The organism is Erythrobacter sp. EC-HK427, assembly GCF_902498745.1.
Classification (GTDB): Bacteria; Pseudomonadota; Alphaproteobacteria; order Sphingomonadales; family Sphingomonadaceae; genus Alteraurantiacibacter.
Genome location: NZ_LR701479.1, coordinates 1,319,929 through 1,345,559, shown reverse-complemented (window position 1 = coordinate 1,345,559; position 25,631 = coordinate 1,319,929). Strand labels below are relative to the sequence as shown.

At 63.3% G+C, this 25,631-nt stretch carries 28 protein-coding genes and 1 tRNA gene; 11 read left to right on the top strand and 18 right to left on the bottom strand.

Translation table 11 applies throughout. From position 1 onward, the window contains the following. Positions 1-68: 68 nt before the first annotated feature. Positions 69-254, bottom strand: coding sequence for a YdcH family protein (locus GC121_RS06555; RefSeq protein ID WP_151973323.1), 186 nt, complete (start codon positions 252-254; stop codon positions 69-71). Positions 255-632: 378 nt separating this feature from the next. On the opposite strand from GC121_RS06555, the gene GC121_RS06550 reads away from it, so the two are divergent. Beyond that, complete coding sequence (locus GC121_RS06550) at positions 633-1,253, top strand: hypothetical protein (protein ID WP_151973322.1); 621 nt, start codon at positions 633-635, stop codon at positions 1,251-1,253. Between the two features lie 127 nt (positions 1,254-1,380). On the opposite strand, the gene GC121_RS06545 is transcribed toward GC121_RS06550, so the two are convergent. The 6 genes from GC121_RS06545 to GC121_RS06520 form a co-directional block, all read right to left on the bottom strand. Next, positions 1,381-2,238: a M28 family metallopeptidase gene (locus tag GC121_RS06545; protein ID WP_199857780.1), complete on the bottom strand. Its 858-nt coding sequence runs from the start codon at positions 2,236-2,238 to the stop codon at positions 1,381-1,383. Positions 2,239-2,489: 251 nt separating this feature from the next. Beyond that, the gene (locus GC121_RS06540; RefSeq protein WP_151973320.1) at positions 2,490-2,744 is read right to left on the bottom strand and encodes a YdcH family protein; all 255 of its coding nucleotides are present in this window, start codon (positions 2,742-2,744) and stop codon (positions 2,490-2,492) included. 124 nt (positions 2,745-2,868) lie between these two features. Continuing rightward, positions 2,869-4,011: an FRG domain-containing protein gene (locus GC121_RS06535; protein WP_151973319.1), complete on the bottom strand. Its 1,143-nt coding sequence runs from the start codon at positions 4,009-4,011 to the stop codon at positions 2,869-2,871. Then, positions 4,008-5,075, bottom strand: coding sequence for a ribonucleotide-diphosphate reductase subunit beta (locus tag GC121_RS06530; protein ID WP_151973318.1), 1,068 nt, complete (start codon positions 5,073-5,075; stop codon positions 4,008-4,010). Before GC121_RS06530 ends, GC121_RS06535 begins: the two co-directional genes overlap by 4 nt. Positions 5,076-5,209: 134 nt before the next feature. Further along, positions 5,210-5,701 carry a hypothetical protein gene (locus tag GC121_RS06525; protein ID WP_151973317.1) on the bottom strand — a complete coding sequence of 164 codons (492 nt, stop codon included), beginning with the start codon at positions 5,699-5,701 and terminating at the stop codon, positions 5,210-5,212. 64 nt (positions 5,702-5,765) lie between these two features. Continuing rightward, positions 5,766-6,071 carry a hypothetical protein gene (locus GC121_RS06520; protein WP_151973316.1) on the bottom strand — a complete coding sequence of 102 codons (306 nt, stop codon included), beginning with the start codon at positions 6,069-6,071 and terminating at the stop codon, positions 5,766-5,768. A 104-nt stretch (positions 6,072-6,175) separates the two neighbouring features. Between GC121_RS06520 and GC121_RS06515 the strand changes: the two genes are divergently transcribed. Continuing rightward, positions 6,176-7,027, top strand: coding sequence for an arylamine N-acetyltransferase (locus GC121_RS06515; protein WP_151973315.1), 852 nt, complete (start codon positions 6,176-6,178; stop codon positions 7,025-7,027). A 6-nt stretch (positions 7,028-7,033) separates the two neighbouring features. Here the strand turns inward: GC121_RS06515 and GC121_RS06510 are convergent, their stop codons facing one another. The 5 genes from GC121_RS06510 to GC121_RS06490 all read right to left on the bottom strand — a co-directional run bounded on the left by GC121_RS06510 (position 7,034) and on the right by GC121_RS06490 (position 10,182). Beyond that, on the bottom strand, positions 7,034-7,312 hold the full coding sequence (locus GC121_RS06510; RefSeq protein ID WP_151973314.1) for a hypothetical protein: 279 nt from the start codon (positions 7,310-7,312) through the stop codon (positions 7,034-7,036). Positions 7,313-7,414: 102 nt separating this feature from the next. Further along, complete coding sequence (locus GC121_RS06505) at positions 7,415-7,597, bottom strand: hypothetical protein (protein ID WP_151973313.1); 183 nt, start codon at positions 7,595-7,597, stop codon at positions 7,415-7,417. Positions 7,598-7,648: 51 nt separating this feature from the next. Next, a complete protein-coding gene (locus GC121_RS06500; protein ID WP_151973312.1) occupies positions 7,649-7,924 on the bottom strand; it encodes a DUF2442 domain-containing protein in 276 nt (91 codons plus the stop codon). After that, positions 7,902-8,150, bottom strand: a complete 249-nt coding sequence (locus GC121_RS06495) for a DUF4160 domain-containing protein (protein WP_151973311.1) — start codon at positions 8,148-8,150, stop codon at positions 7,902-7,904. The genes GC121_RS06500 and GC121_RS06495 overlap by 23 nt, the downstream gene beginning before the upstream one ends. 10 nt (positions 8,151-8,160) lie before the next feature. Further along, the gene (locus GC121_RS06490) at positions 8,161-10,182 is read right to left on the bottom strand and encodes a ribonucleoside-diphosphate reductase subunit alpha (protein WP_151973310.1); all 2,022 of its coding nucleotides are present in this window, start codon (positions 10,180-10,182) and stop codon (positions 8,161-8,163) included. Positions 10,183-10,820: 638 nt separating this feature from the next. On the opposite strand from GC121_RS06490, the gene GC121_RS06485 reads away from it, so the two are divergent. Continuing rightward, positions 10,821-11,039 carry a hypothetical protein gene (locus GC121_RS06485; RefSeq protein ID WP_234421134.1) on the top strand — a complete coding sequence of 73 codons (219 nt, stop codon included), beginning with the start codon at positions 10,821-10,823 and terminating at the stop codon, positions 11,037-11,039. 59 nt (positions 11,040-11,098) lie between these two features. Here the strand turns inward: GC121_RS06485 and GC121_RS06480 are convergent. Further along, a tRNA-Leu gene (locus GC121_RS06480) sits at positions 11,099-11,185 on the bottom strand. Between the two features lie 109 nt (positions 11,186-11,294). Next, a complete protein-coding gene (locus GC121_RS06475) occupies positions 11,295-12,209 on the bottom strand; it encodes a zinc-ribbon domain-containing protein (protein ID WP_339390107.1) in 915 nt (304 codons plus the stop codon). 152 nt (positions 12,210-12,361) lie between these two features. On the opposite strand from GC121_RS06475, the gene ftsE reads away from it, so the two are divergent. Genes ftsE through GC121_RS06455 form a run of 4 tightly spaced genes read left to right on the top strand, consistent with a single transcriptional unit; the run spans position 12,362 to position 15,278 of the window. Next, positions 12,362-13,087 (top strand): cell division ATP-binding protein FtsE, encoded by a 726-nt coding sequence (ftsE, locus tag GC121_RS06470; protein WP_151973309.1) that lies wholly within the window; start codon positions 12,362-12,364, stop codon positions 13,085-13,087. Further along, positions 13,084-14,004 carry an ABC transporter permease gene (locus GC121_RS06465; protein ID WP_151973308.1) on the top strand — a complete coding sequence of 307 codons (921 nt, stop codon included), beginning with the start codon at positions 13,084-13,086 and terminating at the stop codon, positions 14,002-14,004. Before ftsE ends, GC121_RS06465 begins: the two co-directional genes overlap by 4 nt. A gap of 14 nt (positions 14,005-14,018) precedes the next feature. Continuing rightward, entirely contained in the window at positions 14,019-14,561 is a 543-nt protein-coding gene (locus GC121_RS06460; protein ID WP_151973307.1) for a YdcF family protein, read from the top strand. 18 nt (positions 14,562-14,579) lie between these two features. After that, positions 14,580-15,278: a 1-acyl-sn-glycerol-3-phosphate acyltransferase gene (locus tag GC121_RS06455; protein ID WP_151973306.1), complete on the top strand. Its 699-nt coding sequence runs from the start codon at positions 14,580-14,582 to the stop codon at positions 15,276-15,278. A gap of 102 nt (positions 15,279-15,380) precedes the next feature. On the opposite strand, the gene GC121_RS06450 is transcribed toward GC121_RS06455, so the two are convergent. After that, positions 15,381-16,118 carry a hypothetical protein gene (locus tag GC121_RS06450; protein WP_151973305.1) on the bottom strand — a complete coding sequence of 246 codons (738 nt, stop codon included), beginning with the start codon at positions 16,116-16,118 and terminating at the stop codon, positions 15,381-15,383. 132 nt (positions 16,119-16,250) lie between these two features. On the opposite strand from GC121_RS06450, the gene GC121_RS06445 reads away from it, so the two are divergent. From GC121_RS06445 to GC121_RS06435, 3 genes are all read left to right on the top strand, one after another. Continuing rightward, positions 16,251-16,490, top strand: a complete 240-nt coding sequence (locus GC121_RS06445; protein WP_151973304.1) for a hypothetical protein — start codon at positions 16,251-16,253, stop codon at positions 16,488-16,490. A gap of 87 nt (positions 16,491-16,577) precedes the next feature. Continuing rightward, a complete protein-coding gene (putA, locus tag GC121_RS06440) occupies positions 16,578-19,691 on the top strand; it encodes a bifunctional proline dehydrogenase/L-glutamate gamma-semialdehyde dehydrogenase PutA (protein ID WP_151973303.1) in 3,114 nt (1,037 codons plus the stop codon). 430 nt (positions 19,692-20,121) lie between these two features. Continuing rightward, positions 20,122-20,748 (top strand): hypothetical protein, encoded by a 627-nt coding sequence (locus GC121_RS06435; RefSeq protein WP_151973302.1) that lies wholly within the window; start codon positions 20,122-20,124, stop codon positions 20,746-20,748. 12 nt (positions 20,749-20,760) lie between these two features. Here GC121_RS06435 and GC121_RS06430 read toward each other — a convergent pair whose 3' ends face one another. The 3 genes from GC121_RS06430 to GC121_RS06420 form a co-directional block, all read right to left on the bottom strand. Beyond that, positions 20,761-22,602 (bottom strand): DEAD/DEAH box helicase, encoded by a 1,842-nt coding sequence (locus GC121_RS06430; RefSeq protein WP_151973301.1) that lies wholly within the window; start codon positions 22,600-22,602, stop codon positions 20,761-20,763. A 219-nt stretch (positions 22,603-22,821) separates the two neighbouring features. Further along, complete coding sequence (locus tag GC121_RS06425; protein ID WP_151973300.1) at positions 22,822-23,793, bottom strand: hypothetical protein; 972 nt, start codon at positions 23,791-23,793, stop codon at positions 22,822-22,824. A gap of 84 nt (positions 23,794-23,877) precedes the next feature. After that, entirely contained in the window at positions 23,878-24,846 is a 969-nt protein-coding gene (locus tag GC121_RS06420) for a zinc transporter ZntB (protein ID WP_151973299.1), read from the bottom strand. A 104-nt stretch (positions 24,847-24,950) separates the two neighbouring features. Between GC121_RS06420 and dcd the strand changes: the two genes are divergently transcribed. After that, positions 24,951-25,505: a dCTP deaminase gene (dcd, locus tag GC121_RS06415; RefSeq protein WP_151973298.1), complete on the top strand. Its 555-nt coding sequence runs from the start codon at positions 24,951-24,953 to the stop codon at positions 25,503-25,505. Positions 25,506-25,631: the final 126 nt, after the last annotated feature.

Here is a 25,631-nt window from a genome sequence, read left to right as displayed (position 1 = left end):
CGGTGTGCGGCAGGCGCGATGGGGAGGGTTGGGACGTAACGCCCGCTGCCCGCTTCCCGCCGCAGGTGTCACCCGGCTCCGGCCGGGCGCAGGGGTCCGTAGGCGAGGCGGGTGAGCGTGTCCTTCACCCACAATTTGCGGCGCTTGATCGCCGTCAGCGTCAGAACATCGGGCACGCGCCGCGCGGTTTCGCGGCGCAGTGCCTCGTCCAGCTTCGCATGAAGCTCGGTCAATCGGTAGAAACGGGCCGTCATCCTTCATCTCCCAAACACGGGTTACAGGGTGATCGGTCAACCAAGGTTTTGCTTCGGGGAAGCGGCAAGCGACCCCATCCAACACGCATCGGCTGTCCGATGCGGTCCGACATCACGTACGCCTAAACGCACGCCAGAGGGGCCCGGTCCGCGAAGGTGTAATGCACAAACACGCAAGCGGTTCCCGCCTGGTGGCGAAAGCTGCGGGGGCTAACCTGTTACACCTGTTACACAGTCCTGAAGGGAAAACTCTTCCCCCGCGCAAAAGTGCCGCAACGGCGCGGTGGAAGCGGGATTGGTGCAACTTATCCAACATGGCGCAAGCGGTGGCACACGCCCGCCATTGTAGGAAAGCCCGCCGCGTGGCAGACCGCTGCCATGACCATTCGCGCCCTCCCCCTCATCGCCCTGCCCCTCCTCGCCGCCTGCGCCACCACGCCCGCGCCCGATCCGCAGGACGCGTTCTGGAGCGCGCTCTCCAGCCATTGCGGGAATGCCTATCGCGGGGAGCTGGTGAGCGAGGACGCGCGCGATGCCGACTGGGAAGGCCGCGCGATGGTGGCGCATTGGGCCGAATGCTCGGATAGCCGCATCGCGATTGCCTTCCATATCGCAGCGGCGGAAGACCCCGGCGGGTGGAACCGCAGCCGCACCTGGGTGGTGACGCGGACGGGCACGGGCCTGCGCCTCAAACACGATCACCGGCACGAGGACGGCAGCGAGGACGCGGTCACGCAATATGGCGGCGACACGGCGGTGGCGGGTGCAGCCAACGGACAGGACTTCCCCGTCGATGCCTTCTCCATCGCCATGTTCGAGCGCGAGGGGCTGCCCGCGTCAGTCACCAATGTCTGGCGGCTGGAAGTCGACCCGGCGGGCGCGGAAGGCGCGGCGTTTGTCTACCAGCTCACCCGCAGAAACGACCCGACCCGCCTTTTCCGCGTCGCCTTCGACGCGAGCGAACCGGTTGCTCCGCCGCCACCGGCTTGGGGGTGGTGAGCGAGCCTCTCCAAACCCCACTCGTCATCCCGGCGAAGGCCGGGATCCATTGTGGGGCCGCGAGAGGGGCAGCTGGATCCCCGCCTTCGCGGGGATGACGAAGGAAAGGGACGGGCGCGCCCAGCCCCTACTCCGCCACCAGCCGTTCGAACACGCCCAGCAGCAGGTCGCGCGTGCCTTCGTAATAGGGGCGTTGCACGGCGGTGTCGGCGGGGGAGTGATAGGCCGGGTTTTCGCTCCCGTCCTCGAATTCCTGGCTCACGCTGGCGACGGTGAAGCCTGCTTGGCGGTACGCCTCGTGATCGGTGTTGGGATAGGTCGTCACCAGCAGCGAGACGGGCAGACCTGCGGCCACCTCTTGATAGAGCGCGGTCAGCTCGGCGGAGTTGCTATCGAATTCGATCACCCCGTCATTGTCGCTGTCCCAGCCGACCATGTCGATATTGTGCATCGATTCGAGCGGCACGCCCGATGCCCGCCACCGCGCCGCGTCCACCCGCGCGCCGACCAGGCCGAGCTCTTCCTGATCGAGCATCACGAAATGCACCGTAGCGCTGCGCGCCTCCAGCGTGGCGAGCCTGCGCGCGACTTCCAGCACGATCTCCACCCCGCTGCCATTGTCATCGACGCCGGGGCTGCCCGGCACGGTGTCGTAATGCGCGGCGATCACGATATGGCGGGTACTGCCCGCGTCCGTCGCCGGAAGCGTGGCGACGACATTCGCGCCGGTGAGGCCGCGCTGCGTGCCGGGAAAGACCTCGTCCGTCGCATAGGGCCGCGCCTCTGCCGCAATGCCGATCCGCGCGAATTCCGCCAGCAACACCCCGCGCGCCGCTTCGCGCTGCTCGGGCGTGGAGCGTTCGGTCATCAGCAGAAAGCACGGCGCGGCACAGTCCGCCGCTGGCGGCGCGGGCGGGCTGGCGGGGACGGTGGTGCAGGCAGCGAGCCCGGCGAGGAGGATGGCGAGCGGGAAGTGGCGGAGCATTCGGGTGAGCCTTTGCAAGCGTTCGATCACGGCTGCATACGCGGATTTGCGGCGAGTGCCAGATGATCTGCATAATCTCCCCTCCCCGACACCTTCGCCCGTCATCCCGCGCCACACGGCATCCCGGCCCCCCTCGTCATTCCGCCCCCCCACGTCATCCCGGCGCAGGCCGGGATCCAGAGCGGAGCCACCAAGCGGCAAAATGGATCCCGGCCTACGCCGGGATGACGAAAAAGGGAGGGAGTCGCCCCCTACGCCCCCGCCCGCGCCGCGTCGACGATGCCGGTAATCTCGTCGAGCAGTTTGAGGCGCTGCTTTTTGAGGGCTTCGGTGCGCGCGTCGCTCGCGGCTTCGGTTTCGGCTTCGATCCGGTGCACCTCGCGATTGACCGCGTGGTAATCCTCCGCGAGCCGCGCGTAATGGCCGTTTTCGGCCTTGAGCGCGGTGAGCAGATCGCGGTCGCGCTTGAAGATTTCGGTGAGCTCGTTGGGGGTGTGCTGCGACATGGATGGCATCCTTCCTGTTGGTGTTGGCAGGAGCCTAGCCGGAGGAGGATGCGCGGGCTTTGATGTGGGTCAAATTGCGAACTTTGAACTGGGTCGTTGCGGAAATATCCGTCAGCGATCAACGTTATGCAGAAGTTTTTTTAGGCGGAACCTGATGGTGAAAGAAACGTCCCATCAACTCTTCGCATGCTCCGTCCAAACCAGGAAAAAGCGACCCAGCCGTGATGCCCATCAGACTCAGTTCGGCCATTACTTGTGGCCTGATGCTTGATTCCAGATCGAACGCGCGAAGATAGACTCTTTCTTGTTCGACTTCTCGCTGCCTTATATAGCCTTCAATATCGTCGACATTTGTAAGGGTCGACACGGCTTGCTGAGGTATAGCCCGTGGATTCTCGATAGCTAGTGCCTCCAGTATCGAGAAATGACGTCGAGAAAAGTTAACCGCATCCAGTTGGTTGAAATCTCTGGTCCACGCTACCTTTTCGAAAGCCAGAATTCGCACTCGGCGGTCTGTTTCATCTGATGGTTTTCTCCTTCTAAATGCGAAGAAGGCAGCAACAAAAGGCGAGTACGTCCAATCAAGCAATGGCGTTGGAAAACCATGGTGCTGTAGTAGGTTCCAAAAGGCCCCTCTTTCTGGACCATTCTCCATATTAAAGATGTGATCCGTTCGCGCAGTTAGCTGGCGGTGCGCTGTTGGAATGTCATCCGCAACATACCTCACAAGGTCCTTTCTGTATGTCCGATGAAAGGCAGTTCTGAGGCGGTAGGGCTTTGGCTGCCCCCTGAAGATCAGCGATCCTGGAGCATTGCTTAGTGCTATGTCCTTGAAGTCCTCCCAGGTTACAGTTTTTGCCTCGAGCTCGGATGGCGAATTCATGTCGGTGCGACTCAAAAGCACCTGACCCGTCGTACCTATATCAGTTGACCAATCCAGAACTAACTGGGGGCCAGCTTTCTTTAATTTCACAACAGCAGTCTCAGCAAACTGTTGTTGCGGGAAAAGTCGGCGCATTTCCGTTGTATCGACGATCCTCGGGGGCCCGTCTGGAATCCAAACGAGGCGCGGCTTCAATTCGAATGCGTCGAAATCCTGCGGCAATTCCAATTCGCAAACCACGCCCGGGGAACCGTCCGAAAGGAATATTCGCACGGTCCCTCGATAGCCATCGACGGATTCATCTAAATCGAGAACAATCTCGCTATTGTTGCCCTCGGAAGAGCCAATCCATTGGCCACCGATGGATAGTGGGGGTCGGCTCACTCCGCAGCAACGCCCTTCACGCCGACGCCTGCATCACCAAACATATCCGGCCCGTCATCCTCGGCTTCGTTCGCGGCGACGGTCTTCGCGCTCTGGCGCTTGTCGAAGCTGCTCCACACGTCGTTCCAGTTGCCGCGCGTCGCCGCCTTCGAATACTCGGTCGCGCGGGTTTCGAAGAAGTTGGCGTGCTCCACGCCGTTCAGCAGCGGGGCGAGCCAGGGGAGCGGGTGGTCTTCCACCATATAAATGCTCGGCAGGCCCAGCTGCGACAGGCGCCAGTCGGCGATGTAGCGGATATACCGCTTGATTTCCTTCGCCGTCATGCCGGGCACGGGGCCGTCTTCAAACGCCAGATCGATGAAGGCATCTTCCAGCCGCACCGTTTTCTGGCACATATCCATGATGTCTTCCTTCACCGCCTTGGTCAGGCAGTCGCGCTCGGCACAGAAGGCGTGGAACAGGCGGGTGATGCCTTCGCAGTGCAGGCTTTCGTCGCGCACGCTCCAGCTGACGATCTGGCCCATGCCTTTCATCTTGTTGAAGCGCGGGAAGTTCATCAGCATGGCAAAGCTTGCGAACAGCTGCAGCCCTTCGGTAAAGCCGCCGAACATGGCGAGCGTGCGGGCGATGTTCTCGTCCGTATCGACATCGAATTCCTGCAGGTAATCGTGCTTGGCCTTCATCTCCTCATATTCGAGGAACATCCCGTATTCGCTTTCGGGCATCCCGATCGTGTCGAGCAGGTGGGAGTAAGCGGCGATGTGCACCGTCTCCATATTGGAGAAGGCGGCGAGCATCATTTTCACTTCCGTGGGCTTGAACACGCGGCCGTATTTCTCGTGGTAGCAATCCTGCACCTCGACATCGGCCTGGGTGAAGAAACGGAAGATCTGGGTGAGCAGATTGCGCTCGTGATCGGTGAGGTTCTGCGCCCAGTCGCGGCAATCCTCGCCCAGCGGCACTTCCTCGGGCATCCAGTGCACCTGCTGCTGCCGCTTCCAGAACTCGTAAGCCCAGGGGTATTCAAAGGGCTTGTAGGTCTTGCGGGCTTCGAGCAACGACATCTGGTATCTCCGGCGTTTGGGTGCGAACGAGATACATAGTGAATCATAGTCGTGATTCGATAGCAAGCAGGGACTTTGGGTCGGGGATAATTCGGGTATTGCCGGACGGGCTTTGGGGCAGGTGGAGAGATTGCTTAAAAGAGGCCTAGCAATGCGACGATGAATATCAGCAGTGATAGGCCAGCTGCCATAATCAGAAACCTCACCAAGATTTGCGGAACGTGGGGAGGAATGCCTTTGGGGGCGGGGAAACCCTCGCGGCACCAAAGGTAGAATTGTGCCACAATAAACCAGCACCATAACGGGCCAAAAACCCAAACTGCGCTTACTCCGCGCCAATGGACAAACTCAAGCGCGAACCAAAGCAGCGCCAAAAGGAGTGCACTCAAGACGCCTGCCTTCCACGGCAAAGGCTCCGGCTTTGCAGGAACGCTCATCGCCAGTTCGATCCGCTCGTCGGCGAACAGCATATCACGCTGCGCCAGCTTGCGCTCCAGCCGCCATGTGGCGAAACGGTAGTGCAACAACGGCCACCAGATCACCGCGAAGGCGATAAGAGGTAGGCTCAACAGCCAAACCCAGTCTCCGCCATCACGCGTTTGCAGGAATTCGAGAACACTCGCCATTACCGCGAGTTATGCCACAAGACACCGCGCCTAGCCAGTGTCGCGGCACTACGCCGCGCGCCGATCACATTTCTTTCTTGTTGATCCGGCGGCTGATTTCCAGCGCGATCAGGATCGGCGTTGCCCATAGCCACGTGAGCAGGCCCGCTTCGCGCCAGCCGCCGCCATCCTGCGGCAGGCGGGACGAGCAGCCATAGACTTCGAGCAGGTTTTCCGGCTGGCAGGAGCTGGGCCAATAGGCGCCCGAATAGAGGTAGAAGCCGAGCACAAACCAGCCCACCATCGCGAGATATAACGCGAAGTAGCGCGAGAGTTTCACCTCGCCATACCCGTGATGGGTCAGAAACCGTTTGTTGCGTCCTGTGGCCATGCGGCTGGATATAACGCGCGAATGGTTAGCATTGTCTTACGACAGGGCGGGAAACAGCGCGCGGCGATTGCGCTGGCCGAGGGCTTGCGGCAGGGATGGCGGCGATGGAGTTGCACGATCCGCTCGCCCGCTATTTTGCGCGCATCGGCCTTGCCGCGCCGGTGGCGGTGACGCCCGGGGGGCTGGCGCAGATGCAGGCGGCGCACCGGCAGGCGATCCCGTTCGAAAACCTCTCGATCCCGCTCGGCGAAGGCATGGCGTGTGAGCGCGCGCCGGTCTTCGCCAAGCTGGTGGAGGTGCGGCGCGGCGGCTTCTGTTTCGAGCACAACCGGCTGTTCGCCGATATGCTGGAGGCGGCGGGATTCGCCGCGCGGCTGTTGCTGGCGCGGGTGCTGTTGGGCGATCCGCCGGAGCTGCCGCCGCGCACGCATTGCCTGGTGCTGGTGCGCTTTGGTGCGGAGACGTGGATTGCCGATGCGGGTTTTGGCGGCGCCTATGCTCCGCCTATGCCGCTGGTGGATGGCGCGCGGGCAGTCAGCGGCGATGGCGCGCAGCACCGCTTGCGGCATCTGGGGCCGGAGGGCGCTCTGCCCGGCGCGTGGCTGCTCGAACGCCAGGGCCCGATGCTCGCCACCGATGGCCGGGCGCAAAGCGACAGCGCGTGGGAGGCGCAATATGTCTTCGACCTCGCGGAGGTCGCGCCCGCCGATATGGCGCTCGGCTGCCACTGGTCGACCACGCATCCGGCCTCGCGCTTCACCAATCTCACCGTAGTGAGCCGCTGCCTGCCCGACGGCTTTGTCAGCCTGACCGACCGCGCGCTGACCCGCTGGCGCAAGGATATGCCGCCCGAACGGCGCGCGCTGGCCTCGCCTGCCGAATATGGCGCGGTGCTGGAGGCGGAATTCGGGTTGGTGTTGGCGGAAGACGAGGTGGCGCGGCTGCCGCTGTTCTAACAGGCGCTACTGCCTCGCCTTCGCGCTGCCGATTGTCCCGCCGCCGAGGAAGCAGATGCCGCAGAAATAGCCGAAATCGTACCAGCCGCCTTTGTTGGGCACGGCGTAGACCGCGATATCGGGGCTGAAGAGCGAGCCGAGGAACGACCACGGGAAGATAAAGCCGTGCCACAAACCCCACCAGAACCCCGGAGCCTCCGGCGCGGCGGAGACCCCCGCATCGATCTGCGACGCGCAGGCGGAAAGGAGCAGGATGGCGGAGAGGGCGATGAGGATGCGGGCCATGCACGGCTCCCTTGGCGAGTGTTGCTGTATTGATGCGATAATACAGTAGGCCCGCGCAGCGGGCAAGAGGTCTGTCGCCGGGGGGCTGTAAAGCGGGAGCAGTCAGATCGGGCGGAGATACACTGCAAATCCGGCGAGCATCAGCATACTCAGCCCCAAGACCAGCGCGCGCCTGCCGCCGGTCTCATTCCCCGACCGGATCAGCACCGCCCCGCGCCACGCATTGGCGAGCGCGAGCAGCAAGGCGATCACAACGGCGCTGATGAAGATGGTGTCGTTGGTCATAAGGCCGTGATTGATGAACGATCAGCCATCACCCGCAATCCGACATAAGGATTAGGCGGCATCAGCTGCGCGGAATTCATGCGATTTGTATCCCAGCACAATGCTCTTGACCGAGATATCCTCGTCGATCTCGTCCCAGTGGATGCCGCTGGGCGAAAGCTCGTATTTCTCCAATTGCTCGGCCGTCGCGTTGAACAGGCGCGGAAACCAGATCAGCGGAACGCCGATCACACGGCCATCCTTAAGTGCAGTCCAGAAATTGCCCTCGTCAAAGCGAACGCTGACGGGTTCGGGGAAGTCCGCTTCACTTGAGGTTGAAAAATCCATTCCACTTGCTCTCGATGACATCGCGCTGAAGCATAACGTGTTGCGCGATGCGCTTCAACTCGACCCCGTTGAAACCGCGATTATACGCGAGGGAAACGAAGGGGCGAAGCCAGAACTTCGCCTCCTTCCCATCCTTGCGAACATGGATATGCGCTGGCTCCAGCGGGGTGCCTTCATGCGCGTAGAAGTAGAAGCGGTAGCCGCGCCATTCGAAAACCTTCGGCACGGCTCACCCCCTACTGGCAGGCCAGACACTCCTCGTAGTCGGTCTGTTCGGCCTGCAGTTCGTATTTCGCCGGATCGACGGTGTTGTCCGCCTCCACGCCGCCGGCAAAGCCCGCGCGCTGCACGCTCTTGGAGCGCAGATAATACAGCGACTTGATGCCCTTCTCCCACGCCTGGAAGTGCAGCATCATCAGATCCCACTTGTCGACATCGGCGGGGATGAACAGGTTCAGCGACTGCGCCTGATCGATATAGGGCGCGCGGTCGGCGGCGAATTCGAGCAGCCAGCGCTGGTCGATCTCGAAGCTGGTTTTGAACGCGGTCTTTTCCTCGTCGGTGAGGAAATCGAGATGCTGGACGCTGCCGCCCTTTTCCAGAATCGAATTCCAGATCGCGACCGAATTCTTGCTCTTCTTGTCGAGGATCTTTTCCAGATACGGGTTCTTCACCACGAAGCTGCCCGACAGCGTTTTGTGGGTGTAGATATTCGCCGGGATCGGCTCAATACACGCGCTGGTGCCGCCGCAAATGATGCTGATCGACGCGGTCGGCGCGATCGCCATCTTGCAGCTGAACCGCTCCATCGCGCCCATTTCTTCCGCATCGGGGCACGCGCCGCGTTCCTGCGCCAGCAGCATCGACGCCTCGGACGCCTTCGACTGGATGTGCTTGAACATTTTGAGGTTCCACGCCTTCGCCATCGGGCTTTCGAACCCTTGGCCCTTCGACTGGAGGAAGGAGTGGAAGCCCATCACGCCGAGGCCGACCGAGCGTTCGCGCGCGGCGGAGTATTTGGCACGGGCCATTTCGTCGGGCGCGCGGTCGATATAATCCTGCAGCACATTGTCGAGGAAGCGCATCACGTCCTCGATGAATTGCTTGTCGCCGTTCCACTCGTCCCACTTTTCAAGGTTGAGCGAGGAGAGGCAGCACACCGCGGTGCGATCATTGCCGAGATGGTCGATGCCGGTCGGCAGGGTGATTTCGCTGCACAGGTTGGAGGTGGAAACCTTCAGGCCCAGTTCGCGGTGATGCTTGGGCATCATGCGGTTCACCGTGTCGGAGAAGACGATATAGGGCTCGCCCGTGGCCAGCCGGGTTTCGACCAGCTTCTGGAACAGGCTGCGCGCATCCACCGTCTTGCGCACGCTGCCATCCTTGGGCGAGACGAGATCGTAGCTTTCGCCCGCGCGCACCGCTTCCATGAAATCGTCGGTCACCAGCACGCCGTGGTGCAGGTTCAGCGCCTTGCGGTTGAAGTCTCCGCTGGGTTTGCGGATTTCGAGGAACTCCTCGATTTCCGGGTGGTGGATGTCGATATAGCAGGCCGCCGAGCCGCGCCGGAGCGAGCCCTGCGAAATCGCCAGCGTCAGGCTGTCCATCACCCGCACAAAGGGAATGATGCCGCTGGTCTTGCCGTTGAGGCCCACCGGCTCGCCAATGCCGCGTACATTGCCCCAATAGGTGCCGATGCCGCCGCCCTTGGATGCGAGCCACACGTTCTCGTTCCAGGTGCCCACAATGCCATCAAGGCTGTCGCTCACCGAGTTCAGATAGCACGAGATCGGCAGGCCGCGCGTGGTGCCGCCGTTCGACAGCACGGGCGTTGCCGGCATGAACCACAGGTTCGAAATGTAGTCATACAGGCGCTGCGCGTGTTCGGCATCGTCGGCGTAATAATCGGCGACGCGGGCGAACAGATCCTGATAATTCTCGCCGGGCAGCAGGTAACGGTCGGTGAGCGTTTCCTTGCCGAAATCGGTGAGGTTCGCATCACGCGCCGCGTCGGTCTGCACCGCGAAACGGCGCGGCAGCACGGATTTGGAATCGCTCTTTGCTTCGGTTGCCGCAGCCTTCGCGGCTTCGGCCAGAGCCCCTGCCGCAGCTGTCGCAACGAGGGCTTCTGTCCCTGCGTCCTTGGTATCCATGCTTACTGCCTTCGCCTTGGGGGACTTCTTTTCGGCAGCGGGGGTTCCGGTGGTCACATTTTCGCCCAGTCCCATTGCTGCTTCGTCTCCGCTTCTGAATTCCATGTGCCCCGTTCCTGTTCTTGCCCTGGGGCGGGTGTGTCCCGATTGGACGGCCCGCCGCTTTGTTCTATTTGTGTTCGACTCGGAGCCAAGCTCCCTATGTAGTCGTTCACGCACCAATCTACACGTCTGCCCGGGACTTTATTTGTCCCGGCTTTTCCACGCCGCATCCCCGGATTTGTCCCGCGACCATAGCGACTCCGGGCCCGTTCGCCGAATCGGCGGCTTGGCTTCGGAAACTAGGTCTAGTGGGTGCCCCCGGCATCGCGACCACAACCCATAGTGAATCAGCGGCGAGTCCGGCGCAAGGGGGTTAAAGCGCATTTACCGCGACTGCTGACAATTTCGCAGGGGTGTATCGGCCTTGTAACACGCCGCGACGCGTGGAGAATCCACGGCTGGCGCGGTGCGCAAGAGGGTAAAACAATCTCTGGAAAAAAATCTGTGCAGTTTCATCTGTGTGAATCTTTCGAACAGGGCTTTGAATCAATCGACTCCGGCCGCGCAACAGATGAACTTTTTGTCCGCAGGGGCTGGACCGGCACTGGCGATACAGCGGATTTTGCGTCAATGCGGGGAGACCCCGATACCGGCCCCCTCTCCGGGCCATTTCAGCTGGCCCGAATGAAGACAGGTGTTCCATGATCGCATTCTTCAAAGCCGTGCCTTTCGGCGCTCTGCTCACCATCCTGATCGCGCTGTTCATGGGATCGGGCGGCGCGACGGGCGGGATGCTGGAAATCTTCCGCGTCGATGTCTACTTTCCCGAATACGGGATCGATTTCGATTTCTACTGGAGCTGGATGCTGTTCATCGGCGGCACGATGCTGGCGTTCTTCATCGTGCTGATGCTGGATTGAACCCGATCAACGCCGACCCCGCCGGAGAGCGCGTCTGCAACCAGAACGTCAGGGAATGATGGTGCGGTCGAGAAGACTCGAACTTCCACGGCCTTTCGGCCACAACGACCTCAACGTTGCGCGTCTACCAGTTCCGCCACGACCGCACATCAATGAAGGGGCGAGCAGCCTTGGCTCGCCTCGGTAGGAGCGCGCCACTAGCAAAAGGGTCTGCCCCCTGCAAGCACACTCTTCACCCGCGCCGCAGCGCCGCGATTACTCCGGCTTCCAGCCGATCTGCACTTCGCGGGCGCTGCGCGGGATATCGGTGACGGCTTCGGCCACGGGAACCGATTCGCCCGGCGCGATCGTGCGCTGCGGCGGCGGGACTTCCCAGCTGTAAACCTTGCGCCCGCGCGCATCGCGCAGGACGATCAGGATGGTCGGGATGGTGCGGGTCTCGGTGCCGATATTGGTGATGGTGCCGCTCGCACCGAAGAACTCGGTGCCGTTGGGCAATTGCCGCCGTTCCTGCTGGTCAGCCGGAAAATCGAGCTGCAAATCCGGCTCGCCCGCGGCAAAGGTCGGGCGTTCGACCGGCACCCAGTCGGGCAGGCCCCAATAGGACACGGCAAACACCAGCGCGGCGGCGACCACGGCAAAAATCCCTGCGGCCCAGTTGAGCACTTTCAACGGATTGCGACGCGGACGGAACGGCGGCTCGGGATCGAAAGGCGACGCAGGCGGATCACCGAAATCGGCCGGAGGCTGCTGGCGCGGCGGGCGGATCTGGTCGCGCAGGCTTTCAGGCGAAGGGCCGGCGGGCGGCGCAGTCTCCGCTTCGGGGAACGGCGGTTCGTCAACCGGATCGGCAGGCGCGTCTTCCGGCGCAGCATCGCTCGCTTCAACCTGCGGATGCTCGGGGATCGGCGGGCGCGGCGCGGGTGGTGGCGCAACCTCAGGCTCAGGCTCAGGCTCCGGTTTTGCCACCGGCGCAGCAGGGCGCGGCACTACCGGAGAGACCTCGCTCGCCAAAGGCGCCTCTTGCACCAGATCGAGCGTCGGCCCGTCCTGGAACCAGCTGTGTTTGCATTTGGCGCAGCGCACGGTGCGCCCGTCCACGCCGATAGCGGTATCGGGCACGACATATTTTGTCGTGCAGGCGGGGCACTGGATGATCATCGCGTTCATAAGATTCCTACGCCTGCTGTTACAAAGCAACAAGATTGCGCGGGCCCAAGAGTGCTGAACTTGCGTCCTTTTCCACAAGCGCCTTGGGCAAAATGCTGTATCGGGGCGATTGAGCGCTTCCCGTTGCCCCGCCAAAGCCCTAGGTGGGCGGCATGACGGGCGCGCCTGACTCCATCGTGCAGTTTGCCAATGTCGGCCTTCGCTACGGCACCGACCGCGAAGTGCTGAGCGATGTGTCCTTCACGCTTTACCCCGGCAGCTTCTACTTTCTCACCGGCGCGAGCGGCGCGGGCAAGACGAGTATGCTCAAGCTGCTCTATCTCGCGCAGCGCCCCAGCCGGGGGATGATTTCGATGTTCGGGTCGGATGTCATCACGCTTCCGCGCGCGGACCTGCCGATGTACCGGCGGCGCATCGGGGTGGTGTTCCAGGACTTCCGGCTGGTGCCGCATCTCAATACCTTCGACAATGTCGCGCTGCCCTTGCGGGTGTCGGGAATGTCGGAGGAAAAGCTGCAAAAGCCGGTGTCCGATATGCTCGAATGGGTGGGGCTAGGCCATCGCAGCGAGGCGCGGCCGGAGACGCTTTCGGGCGGAGAACAGCAGCGCGTGGCCATCGCCCGCGCGGTGATCGGGCGGCCCGATATTCTGGTAGCGGACGAGCCGACAGGGAACGTCGATCCGGAAATGGCGGTGAAACTGCTGCGCCTGTTTGAAGCGTTGAACCGCCTGGGCACCACGGTGGTGGTGGCAACGCACGACGTGCATCTGCTGCGCAAAGTGCCGGATTCGCTCATCATGCGGCTCGACAAGGGGCGGCTGTCCGATCCCACCGGCGCGCTCAAATATCCGCCAAAGCGCGAGAAGGCCCCGCAATGAGCGCGCCCTCGCCCATCCGCCGCAACGCGCCGCGCTTCGGGGATTCGGCGCGCATCCTGCAACAGGCGCGGATTGCCGGGCCGATGCCGTGGGTGATCGCCATCATGATCGCGCTGACGGTGATGGCGGCGGCAGCGGGCCTGTCCTTGAGCAATCTGGCGGGCAATGCGCGCGACGAGATCGCGGGCGGGATCACCGTCCAGATCGTCGAAGGCGCACCCGCCGAACGTGACCGGCAGGCCGAGCGCGCGGTCTCCTATTTCTCCAACCGCGAGGATGTGAGCGAAGTGCGGCGCGTGCCCGATGCCGAGCTGGCAGAGCTGCTGCGTCCGTGGCTGGGCGATGTGGCGCTGGCGGAAGAAGACGGCGTGCCGATCCCCGCGCTGGTGGATGTGAAACTCTCCGGCCCCGTCACCGCAGAGCGGCTTGCCGCCATGCGCAGCGAATTGCTGGAAGCGGCTCCGGCAGCGCGGCTGGATGCGCAGGCAAGCTGGCTGGGGCCGGTGTTCGATGCCATCCGTTCGCTGCAATTCCTCGCGCTGGGGCTGATCGCGCTGCTCGCCATCACCAGCGCGGCGGCGGTTTGGCTGGCGGCGCGCAGCGCGTTGGGATCGAACCGCGAGACGATTGAAGTCATCCACCATCTGGGCGGCACTGACGGGCAGATCGCGGGCATTTTCCAACGGTCAATCGCGTGGGATGCGGCGCTGGGCGGCGCGGCGGGGCTGCTGCTCGGGCTGGCGGCGGTGTTCATTCTGGGCCAGCAATTCGCGCAGCTCGGCTCCGGCCTGATTGCAGGCGGTGGGCTGACCGCGCTGGACTGGATCACAATTGCCGCTATTCCGCTGGTCGGGATTATTCTCGCCGTGATCACCGCGCGCATCACTGTGATCGCGGCGCTGCGGCGAATGCTGTAGGTGTTGGCGCGGCCATGAAGGGCAGTTTTGTACTGGGGCGGATGTTCGCGATCATTCTGGTCGTGTGGGCGCTGGGCTTTGTCTGGTTTGCCGCTGCCTTGCCGCAGGAAGCGGAGATTTCGCAGACCGACGCGATCATCGTGCCCACCGGCAGCGGCGGGCGGATCGAGCGCGGGCTGGAGGTGCTGCAAGCAGGCGCGGCGCAGCAGATGCTGGTGACAGGCGTCGACATCGCCGTGCAGCCGGGCGAGTTCCAAGCCGAATACAATGTGCCAGACCGGATCATGGATTGCTGCGTCACGCTGGGCTTTTCCGCGCTCGACACCCGCGGCAATGCCCGCGAAACCGCGCAATGGATGGACGCGCGAGGGTATAACTCGCTGCGGCTGGTGACGGCAGACTGGCATATGCGTCGCGCGGCAGCAGAGCTGGCTGACCAGTTACCCCCCAATATCACGATGGTGCGCGATGCGGTGCGCAGCGAAGTCACGCTGGCGACACTGTTCCTTGAGTATCACAAGTTTCTTGCGGTATGGACGCTCAAGGCCCTTAGCTGACCCGTCGCTGCACCACCGATGATCCTTCTGCGCAATCTTGCCTTTTACGTCGCATTCTACTGCGGCTCGCTGCTGATTTCCGGCGCGGCGGCGGCGGCGACCTATCTGCACCCGCAATGGGTGCGCCCGCTATGCGACAACTGGTCGCACTGGCACCATTGGTGCTGCACCCGCCTGCTCGGCTTGCGGATCGAAATCACCGGCACGCGGCCCGAGGGCCCGGTGATTTACGCGATCAAGCATGAGAGCTTTTTCGAAGCGATTGCGATGGCGCACACTTTCGAACACCCGGCGGGCGTAGCGAAAGCAGAGCTGTTCGAGCTGCCCTTCTGGGGCCGCGCGGCGCTGGCCTATGGCCTCATCCCGGTGGCGCGCGAACAGGGGGCGAGCGCGCTGCGGGCCATGTTGAAAGCGGGCAAGGACGCGATTGCGCAGGGCCGCCCGATCGTGATCTTCCCCGAAGGCACGCGCATCCCGCCCGGCGAGCGCCCGCCGCTGCGCTCGGGCTTTGCCGGCCTCTACAAGCTGTTCAAATTGCCGGTGGTGCCGGTGGCGGTGAATAGCGGGACGATCTACCGCCAGTCGCTCAAGCCGCGCGGAACAATCACATGGCATTTCGGCGAAGTGATCGAACCCGGCCTGCCGCGCGAGGAGGTCGAGCGGCGGGTGCATGAGGGGATCAACGCGTTGAATACCGGAGTGAGCGAAGCCCACTGATTTCCGACTGCCCTGAGCTTGTCGAAGGGCTGCACTTCTTCTTCAGGCTTGGCGCGGGTAACAAGGAAAAGCAGTCTTTCGACAGGCTCAGGACATTCGGGACTAGGCTTTACCGGAAATCATCCGCACGATCTCGCCAGCCCACCCCCGCGCATCCGCGCGCTCGCCGATATCGGCGACAAATTCCTGCCCCCGCGCCACGCTTTGCAAGCGATCATCGGGAAGCCAGCGTTCGGGCTTGTCGTGATAGCTGAGCCCCGTCTCGCGCAGCCAGCCGGGCACGCGCCAGAGGCTCGCTGGACCTTCGTGAACGGTTAGCCGCAAAGCGTCCAAAGCAGGCGCATTGGCCGCCCCGCGCCCATACCAGATGGCATCATTGTTACCCAGCATCCTGATCGCATGGGGATGACCCACATCGACGAAACTCTTGCGGGACGCCTCGTCGCATTCAGCCAGCTTCACCATTTCGCTGACATAGAGATAGCCGAAGAAGCGGTGATGCGGCGCCCCGCCCTCTTCGCAGAACAGGCCGAAGAAAAGGAACAGGTCGCCCGCGCCCACGCCTTGCCTTTCCAGATGCGTTTGCGCCGCGCCATACTGGCCGAGCGCCGCCCAGCCTTTCTTGCCGAACATCGGATCATTGTGCATCCGGTGCCAGCTTTGCACCTTGCCGCGGCTCGCCCGCCGGACATGGCCACCCATTTTGCGGTTGCTGTATGTCGGCCCGCCCCGACCGCGCTGTTCGGGGATCGGCAAGCTCAGCGCGCGGCCATCGACAATCGGCGACGGCCCGCCGCCCGATCCGCTATCGAACCCCTTGCGGCTGAAAACGATCTTCATGTCCCCCGCTTTCTCCAACCCGCCCCTCCCCCAAGCGGATCCGGTGCGGGAACCTGATGCCCTCCTAGCCAATCTGCGCTATAGCGGGGTCGGGCCGCACATAAACTGTCGAACCATTGGGGGGATTTTTTCATGGGTAAAGGCTATCCGATGTGGGTGAAAGACACCTACGAACATGGCACCACGATATTGTCTTATCGCGCACGTTGCACCTCACATGAAAACGAAACGCGTTTTCATTCTGATGCCAAACGCAGGTTTGCCGATCATTGCCGGACTTTGACAACGCCGTATCAGCACAACAAGGTCTACGTTTCGTCGCAGAAATCGGAGATCGAGATGGATGGTGGCCTGGTGATGAACGGCTATTAGCGTCGTGTCGAAATACGCTAACAAAGAGCGGGAGTGTCTCGACTGCGCTTGATTGCAGATGAAACTGTATGCGATTGGCGCTGGCATATGACAATTGATCGACTCGACCTCCGGCAGGCCTATCGCATGGACGAAGACGCCTGCATCGCCCAACGCCTTGAGCAGGCCAAGACTGTCTCGCAGCGCCATGATGAAGCCGCCGCGCTCGCCGCGCAGCTGATCGAAGGCGCGCGCAAGAAGGTGAGCAGGGGGCTCGATGCGTTTCTGGCGACCTACGGCCTCAATACCGAGGAAGGCATCGCCCTGATGTGCCTCGCCGAGGCTTTGCTGCGCATTCCCGACCAGCAGACCGCCGACGCGCTGATCCGCGACAAGCTCGCCAATGTCGATTGGGCGGAGCATCTGGGCGAAAGCAAATCGGTGTTCGTCAATGCCGCCACCTTCTCGCTGATGCTAACGGGCGGCGTGCTACGCAGCGGCGTGCGCACCGAGGCGGGGCTGGCAAACACGCTGGCGCGCACCACCGGACGGCTGGGCGAACCGGTGATCCGGCAGGCGGTGCAGCAAGCGATGAAGATCCTCGGCGGGCAATTCGTCTATGCGCGCACGATTGACGAGGCGATGAAGCGCGCCGCGCCCGAACGCAAGCGCCGCCTTGCGCACAGTTTCGATATGCTCGGCGAAGCGGCGATGACGATGGACGATGCGGAGAAATACCGCGCCGCCTATGCCGGGGCGATTGCGCGGCTGGCGAAGGAAGCGGGCGGCGTGCGCGGCGGGCCGGGCATTTCGGTAAAGCTCTCCGCGCTCTACCCCAAATACGACTTTCTCCATGCCGAAGCGGCGAAGGCGCATATCGTGCCGGTGGTGCGCGATCTTGCCGAGCAGGCGCGCGAGGCGGATATCCACTTCACTGTCGATGCCGAGGAGGCCGAGCGGCTCGAACTCAGCATGGATATTATCGAGGCGCTGCTGGCCGACGATACGCTTTTCGCCAAGAGCGATGGCAGCCAGTGGGACGGCTTCGGAATGGCCATCCAGGGCTACCAGAAGCGCGCCGTGCCGCTGTGCCGCTGGGTCGCCAAAGCCGCGCGCAAGCATGACCGGCGGCTGTTCATCCGGCTGGTGAAAGGCGCCTATTGGGATGCGGAGATCAAGCTGAGCCAGGTGGGCGGGCACGTCGATTATCCGGTGTTCACCCGCAAGATCGCCACCGATGTCTCCTACCTCGCCTGCGCGGCGGAGCTGCTGAAGGCGGAGGACTGCATCTACCCCGCCTTCGCCACGCACAACGCCTATACGATTGCGGCGATCAAGTCTTTGGCCGGGGACACACCATTCGAGTTTCAAAGGCTGCACGGCATGGGCGAGGAAGTGTATGACACGCTCGCCCAGCTGGAAGGCGATAACAGCCGCACCACGGTGCGCATCTATGCGCCGGTGGGCGGGCACAAGGAACTGCTCGCCTATCTGGTGCGCCGCCTGCTGGAGAACGGCGCGAATAGCAGCTTCGTCAACCGCATGGCCGATGCCGATGTGCCGGTGGAGGAGATGACCGGCGATCCGGTGGCCGAACTCGCCGGGATGTCGCCCTACCGCAATCCGGCGATACCGCTTCCTGCACACATCTATCCCAACCGCCGCAATTCGGCAGGCGTTGACCTTGCCGATCCGCTGGTGCTCGCGCCGCTGCAACAGGAGCTGGAACGCTGGCGGCAGGACGATCCGGTGGCGCGGCCGACTTTGCGCGCCGGGCTTGACGGCAGCGCGCCGGTTGCGGTGCATTCGCCGTTTGACGGGCGGGTGGTGGGGCAATGCCTGCCCGCGGCGCCCAAGGATATCGATCTCGCCATCGCCCGCGCGGTTGCCGCGCAGCCGACATGGGACGCGCTGGGCGGAGCGGCGCGCGCCGATCTGCTGCTCGCCGCTGCCGATCTGCTGGAAGCAAACACCGCGCGCCTGCTCGATCTGTGCGAGCGCGAGGCGGGCAAATCGCTGCCCGATGCCGTGCTCGAAGTGCGCGAGGCGGTCGATTTCCTGCGCTATTACGCCTGCGAGGCGCGGATGCTGTTCGCCGCGCCGCAGCCGCTGCCGGGGCCGACGGGGGAGACGAACCTCTTGCGCCTCCACGGGCGCGGCGTCTTCGCGACGATCAGCCCGTGGAATTTCCCGCTCGCCATCTTCATGGGGCCGACCGCGGCGGCGCTGGCCGCGGGCAATAGCGTGCTCGCCAAACCGGCCGAGCAGACCCCGCTGATCGCCGCGCTCGCCATCGATCTCTGCCACCAAGCGGGCATCCCGACAGACGTGCTGCAATTGGTGCCGGGCGACGGATCGGTCGGCGCGGCGCTCACCAGCGATCCGCGCATTGCGGGCGTGGCCTTCACCGGATCGACCGACACCGCGCAAAAAATCAACCGCAGCCTCGCTGCGCGCGAGGGGCTGATCGGCACGCTGATTGCCGAGACCGGCGGACAGAACGCGATGATCGTCGATAGCTCCGCTCTGCCCGAGCAAGTCACGCGCGACGTGATCGCAGGCGCGTTCCAGAGCGCGGGCCAGCGCTGCTCGGCGCTGCGGGTGCTCTATCTGCAAGAGGATGTCGCCGATGTGATGCTGCACATGATTACCGGCGCGTTCCAGGCGCTGGTGGTGGGCGACCCGACGCAGCTTGCCACCGATGTCGGCCCGGTGATCGACGCCGAGGCGAAGGCCAAGCTGGAAGCGCATATCGCCGCGATGGAGGCGGACGGGTTCAGCGTCTGGCGCCTGCCGCTGCCCGACGATTGCAATGACGGCCATTTCGTCGCCCCGACGATTATCGAGGTCGGCTCGATCCTCGATATTGACGAGGAACAGTTCGGCCCGGTGCTGCACGTGGTGCGCTACCCGGTCGGCACGCTGCGGCAGGTGATCGACGATATCAACGCGACCGGATACGGCCTCACGCTGGGCCTGCACAGCCGCATCGCCGAAACGCGCGAATTCGTCGAGGCGCACGCGAGGGTCGGCAATTTCTACGTCAACCGCAACCAGATCGGCGCGGTGGTGGGTTCGCAACCCTTCGGCGGCGAGGGCCTTTCGGGCACCGGCCCCAAGGCAGGCGGCCCGCACTATGTAACGCGCTTCGCCACCGAGCGGGTGACGACGATCGACACGACCGCAGCAGGCGGCAATGCGAGCTTGCTGGCGGGGGTTTGAAGAGCGAATTGAGGGTAAGGGATTTTTTGCCCCCTACCGACCCAATTGCAGTCGATAGATTAAGAGTTGCTTCAGTTAGTGATGTTAACGTCTGGCCATGCACGACAAAACCTCTGAAAAAATGCCGCTGCTGCAACCGTGGACCTCAAAATCTTCGCCCGTAGAGCCTGACGCAATGTGCTCATACTGTAAGAACCCGTTCGTCGGATTGGATGGCTATGTCAGCGACGATTTTTGCCTGTGCAATGTTTGTAACAGTCGCGATTAGTCCGCATTCCACCCAATTGCAGACGATCAAACAAGCCACGTCTTAGAGAACTCTACCCGTCCCGGCGCGGGCCTCCGGGCGGCTTACCCTTGGGCTTGCCCACGTGGGCTTTGACCGGCGGAGAGTGATTGCGGAATTGGCGGCGGATGGTAGGCTATCCCGATGCTGTCCGACGCCAATCTGAAATACGCCTTTGCCGGCCTTGCCGTCTTCGGTTTGGGGGCCATTGGCTACACGCAATATCAGGCCGCCGAGGAAGCGGAACCGGACGTCGCCGTCATGACCATGGGAATGGCCCCGCAGCTCCCGCTTATCCGCGACATCGCTGACGAGGCGGGCTGGAACGTGTCGTGCGAAGGCGTGTCCGGCGAGATGACCACGCTTCGCCTGTCGCCGGGCTTCTGGGCTGACGACGAAACGGGCGAGGCGCTTGCCGAAGAGCTGGTTTCGGTCGCCAGCAGCGCTTACCCGATATCGGGTGGCGCAGCGGAGGCAGACACTTGCGATGTGGCTCCGTCGGAAACCTCGATTGAGGGGCCGGAGGACAATGTCGCGATTGCATTCGGGCTGACTGCGGAACTGGCGCACTACGCCGAAGTCGCGCGATCTTGCGGCTGGGCGGAGACGGAAATCGCGCCGATCAGCGCGTTCTACCTCGATATGATGGAGCCGGGCACGGTCGGCGATGACTGGCAGGCGCTCTACATCAGTCTTGCGGACGCGGAGCGCCACGGGCCGACCATGTGCTACGTTATCATGAGCAGCCGGAACGAAGCGGACGGGGGATAGTCCCCCGCGCGCCTACCCGTCCCGGCGCGGTCCGCCCGGCGGCTTGCCCTTGGGTTTGCCAGCGCCCTTCCCTTTGAACCCGGGTTTGGGCTTGCCCGCATAGGGTTTGCGCTCGCCCGCGCCTGACCCATCGGCATTGTCGCGCTTGAAGCCGCCCGGCTTCTTGCTGCCCTGCCCCCGGTGGAACGGCTTGGCGCGCACGTCCGGGCCGCCTTGCTTGCGGTTCTGGCGCGCTTCCATGCGCGGGCCTTCGGCGGACTGCTCGATCACAATCGCGTCCTGCTCGTCCTCGGCAGATTCGGTGCGCTTCACCGTCTCGGCGAATTTCGCGGCGATGGTGCGCGGCACCTGGAACCACGTTTCATCGGGGCCGAGGCGGATAGCGCCGATTTCGTTGCGGGTGATATGGCCACGGCGGCAGATCAACGGCAGCAGCCAGCGCGGCTCCGCATTCTGGCGACGGCCGATGCCCATTTTGAACCACACCACGTCTTCAAAGCCGGGGCGGTGGCGCTCGGCCTGTGCCTTGTCGCGCGCTTCGGGGGTGTTGGCGAGCAGCTCTTCGGGTGCCGGCATTTTCGCACGATGCGCCTGCACCAGCGCGGCGGCGATGTCCTCTGCGGGAAGCCGCTGCATCAGCTCGGCAGCGAGCGCGCGGTCTTCCTCGGCATAGTCGGCCGGAGCCGTCAGCTTCTCCATCAGCCGCGCATGATCCTTCTGGCCGATGGCTTCGGGCGTGGGCGCGCCCATCCATTCGGCAGCGATCTTCGCGCCGCGCAACATACTCTCGACCCGCTTGCGGCGGTTGTAGGGCACGATAATCGCCGCCGTCCCCTTCTTGCCCGCGCGACCCGTGCGGCCCGAGCGGTGCTGCAAGGTCTCCGCATCGCGCGGCGTATCGACATGGATCACGAGGCTGAGCGTCGGCAAATCGAGCCCGCGCGCGGCAACATCGGTGGCGACGCACACGCGCGCGCGCCGGTCGCGCATGGCTTGCAGCGCCTGGTTGCGTTCGGACTGCGAATGCTCGCCCGACAGCATCACCACACCAAAGCCACGGTTCTGCAACGTGGCGTGCAAGCGGCGTACGCTGTCGCGCGTGGCGCAGAAGCAGATCGCCGATTCCGCCTCGTGAAAGCGCAGCAGATTGACCACCGCATTCTCGATTTCCGACGGGCCGACCGTGATCGCCTGATAGGCAATGTCGCCATGCCCGCGATCCTGCCCGGCGAGCGAGAGCCGCAAGGCATCGGACTGGTATTTCTGCGCCAGCCGGACAATCGCCTGCGGCATGGTGGCGGAAAACAGCAGAGTGCGGCGTCCCTCGGGCGAGGCGTCGAGGATTTCTTCCAGATCGTCGCGGAAGCCCATGTCGAGCATTTCATCCGCTTCATCGAGCACGACGCCCACCAGACCCGACAGGTCGAGCGGGCCGCGCTCCAGATGGTCGCGCAAACGGCCCGGCGTGCCGACCACGATGGCGGGGCCGGAACGCAGCGCGCGGCGTTCCTTGCTCGCATCCATCCCGCCGACACAGGTCGCGATGCGCAGGCCCGCTTTGGCGTAGAGCCAGTCCAGTTCGCGGCTCACCTGCAAGGCCAGTTCGCGCGTCGGCGCGATCACCAGCGCCAGCGGCTTCTCGGTCAGCGGGGTGCCACGGATTTCGCCGAGCAATTGCTCCGCCAGCGCGATGCCGAAAGCGACGGTTTTGCCCGATCCGGTCTGCGCGGAAACGATCAGATCGCGTCCTGCGGCCTCGGGCGCGCTCACGGCGGTCTGGACGGGGGTGAGCGCGGTATAGCCGCGTTCGGCCAAGGCTTCGCCAATCAGCGGCGGAAGGGATTCAAAAGGCATAAGAGTTTCGCTTGAATGGAAGCGCGAGCAGCTGGCGCGGTGAGTAGGGTGCATGAGCATTGCGCATTGCCTGCACGCGACTCACGGGGCAGCGAACCGTTGCGAACGCGCCTATGGCGTGCCCCATAGCGGCAATATGCCGTTTTGGCTTGCGATTTTTTGCAAGTGCGAAGGGGCGGTGCCTTTCTCCGCCTTCGCACCGCGCAAATTGCCCCTTGCTTACCGCGTGGCGTAGCCGCCGATCAGCACCACCCGCTCGTTCAGTCCGTTCGAATCGGCGTCCTGGAACGAATAGAGGATGAAGCCCGTCTCGCGCCCTTGCGGGCCGTAGAACGCGCCGTTGACCGCATATTGTGGCGGCGTGCCGTCTCCAATCAGATTCCGATAGCCTGCGCGGCTGTCATTGCCGAGATCGATGGGAGCCGTGCCCGTAATCGGGCCGATGGTCGTCTGCACGCCGCCGGGGGCTTCCACCACATAGGTCAGCGAGAAAGTGATTTCTCCCGTCGTGGTGTTGCCGGTAATCGTGCCCGATCCGCTGATGACACGGCTGACAATCGGCTGCCCGCCGCCTGCGGGTTCATCCAGCACAACGCCCTCCATCGCGACATTGCTGTAGGTGACGGTGGTGGTTGCCGGGATATCGTCCGGATCGGTTGCCACGCCCAGCGTGCAGAACCCGCTCTGCCCGCCGCCGCCTGCCAGCGGCAGAAGGTACGAGATCGCCCGGCCATACCGCGCCGATTGGCCCGCGACTTGCGGTGTGATCACGCTCAAGCGGAACGGAACGGCCGTCGCCGTAGAATTGTATTCGACCCGCGTCGCGGTGGTGCTGGTGATGCTTTCCGGCCCGATCGTACGCACCGTTGCGCCATTGATCTCTGCGATGGTCCAAACGCCCGTTGTCGCATCGAGATCGACAGCGCCCGCTCCCGAAAAGAGCACTTCGCCATCAAGTCCGGGCATATTGTTGCCGCGCGGCCGATACGCGACGCAAGCCGTGCCGAAATCCTGCACGCCGGTAAGGTTGGCAAATTCGGTATAGCTGAAAGTCGGCGTCGGCGTAGGCGTGGGCGTCGGAGTCGCCGTAGCAATCGGGCTGGGCGTCGGCGACGGGCTGTCCTCGCCACCGCAAGACGAAACGATCAGCGCGGCCAAGACCGCACCACTCACGCGAGAAAGCTGTGTCATGTGTAGATGTTCCAAAGTGACCCTGCCGGAGTGATACACCCATTGTGCAAGGTCGCATTGCATCACAGCGACATTTGTGCAGGCCTAATCATCCAGCCATCGCTCGACAGCGAACCAGCCTATCACCAGCAGCGCGATGACCACGCAAAAGCCGACCACGCCCCAAAACGCCCATGGCTGGGTGGCAAAGGGAATGCCTTCGACATTCATGCCCAGCAGTCCGGTGATGAAAGTGAGCGGGAGGAAGATAAACGCAGTTACTGCAATCGCCAGCGAGCGCCGGTCGATCATTTCCGCGCGCATATCGGTCAGCTGTTCGTGCAGCAGCGCCGCGCGCTCGCGCACGGCTTCGAGCTCTTCGGCCATGCGCGCAAAGCGGTCTGCCGCATCGCGCAAATGCATCCGGTCTTCGGTGCTGATCCAGTCGAACGGCAATTGCGCCATCGATGCCAGCGCATCGCGGTCCGGCGCGACAAACCGTCGCAGCGCAATCGCCCGCGACCGCAGCACCGCGATCCGGCGGCGCAGCGGGTAGATATCGCCATCGTCGACTTGCCCTTCGCAATCGTCGAGCTGGTCGCCCAGATCGGCAATATCGGGATCAAGCTCGATGCTGATGGCCTGCGCCAATGCAGCGACGAAATCGCCCCCGTCGAGCAACCGGCCTGCGCGCATCGCGCCCTCTACGCTGGCCAGAGCGGCGAGCGGGCGGCGGCTGGCGGAGGTGACGCGCTTGCCTTCCACCCACACGCGGATGGATACCAGCTGGTCGCTATCAAGGGTCGCATCAACGCCCGTCCCGCGCAGATTGATCAGCGCACCTTCTTCAATTTCGTCACAGCGCGGTCGTGTCTCGCCCGCCAGCAGGGCGCGCGCCGCAAGCGTCGGGACGTAGCCCGGCATTTGTTCGAGATCATCGTCCTGCGTGCCATCGATATGCAGCCAGACGAACCCGTCGCCGCGATAGTCCGCAACACTTGCAGGCGGCAGTTCGCTGACACCGCCATTGCTGACCAGCGCACGCATCACAATGGGGCGATCTTCGGCACTCATTGCGCTCGTCTAGCCCGTTTCGCTGCCGCTGCAAGCCGCCTTACGCACGGGAAAATATCCGCTGCACCTTGCCCCGTGCGGCTGCATCGGGAATCCCTTGCGCCATGGCCATTCTCTCAGACAAATGGATTCGCGAACAGGCGCTCAACCACGGCATGATCGAGCCGTTTGTGGAGGCGCAGCGGCGGGACGGGTGCGTGTCCTACGGCGTCAGCTCGTTCGGCTATGACGCGCGGGTGGCGGATGAGTTCAAGATTTTCACCAATGTGAACTCCGCCGTCGTTGATCCGAAGAATTTCGACGGGGAAAGTCTGGTCGACCGGCAGACCGATGTCTGCATCATCCCGCCCAACAGTTTCGCGCTTGCCCGCACGGTCGAATATTTCCGCATCCCCGATGATGTGCTGGTGATCTGCCTTGGCAAGAGCACCTATGCCCGCTGCGGGATCATCGTAAACGTCACTCCGCTGGAGCCGGGTTGGGAAGGCCATGTGACACTGGAGTTTTCCAACACCACCCCGCTGCCCGCCAAGATCTACGCCAATGAAGGCGCGTGCCAGTTCCTGTTCCTGCAAGGGAACGAACGACCCGAAGTGACCTATGCTGACAGGGCGGGGAAATATATGGGGCAAAGAGGGGTGACTCTCCCTCGGTTATGAACCCGCATCCGCGGGTTCATCCTCGGTGATTGTTTGTTTCATGCGCCCACATCCGTGAGCGCGTCCTCGCTAGACGCGCTCCGCTACGCTACGCGCCCGCTGCGGGCGGGCGGTCGCCCTTGCCCT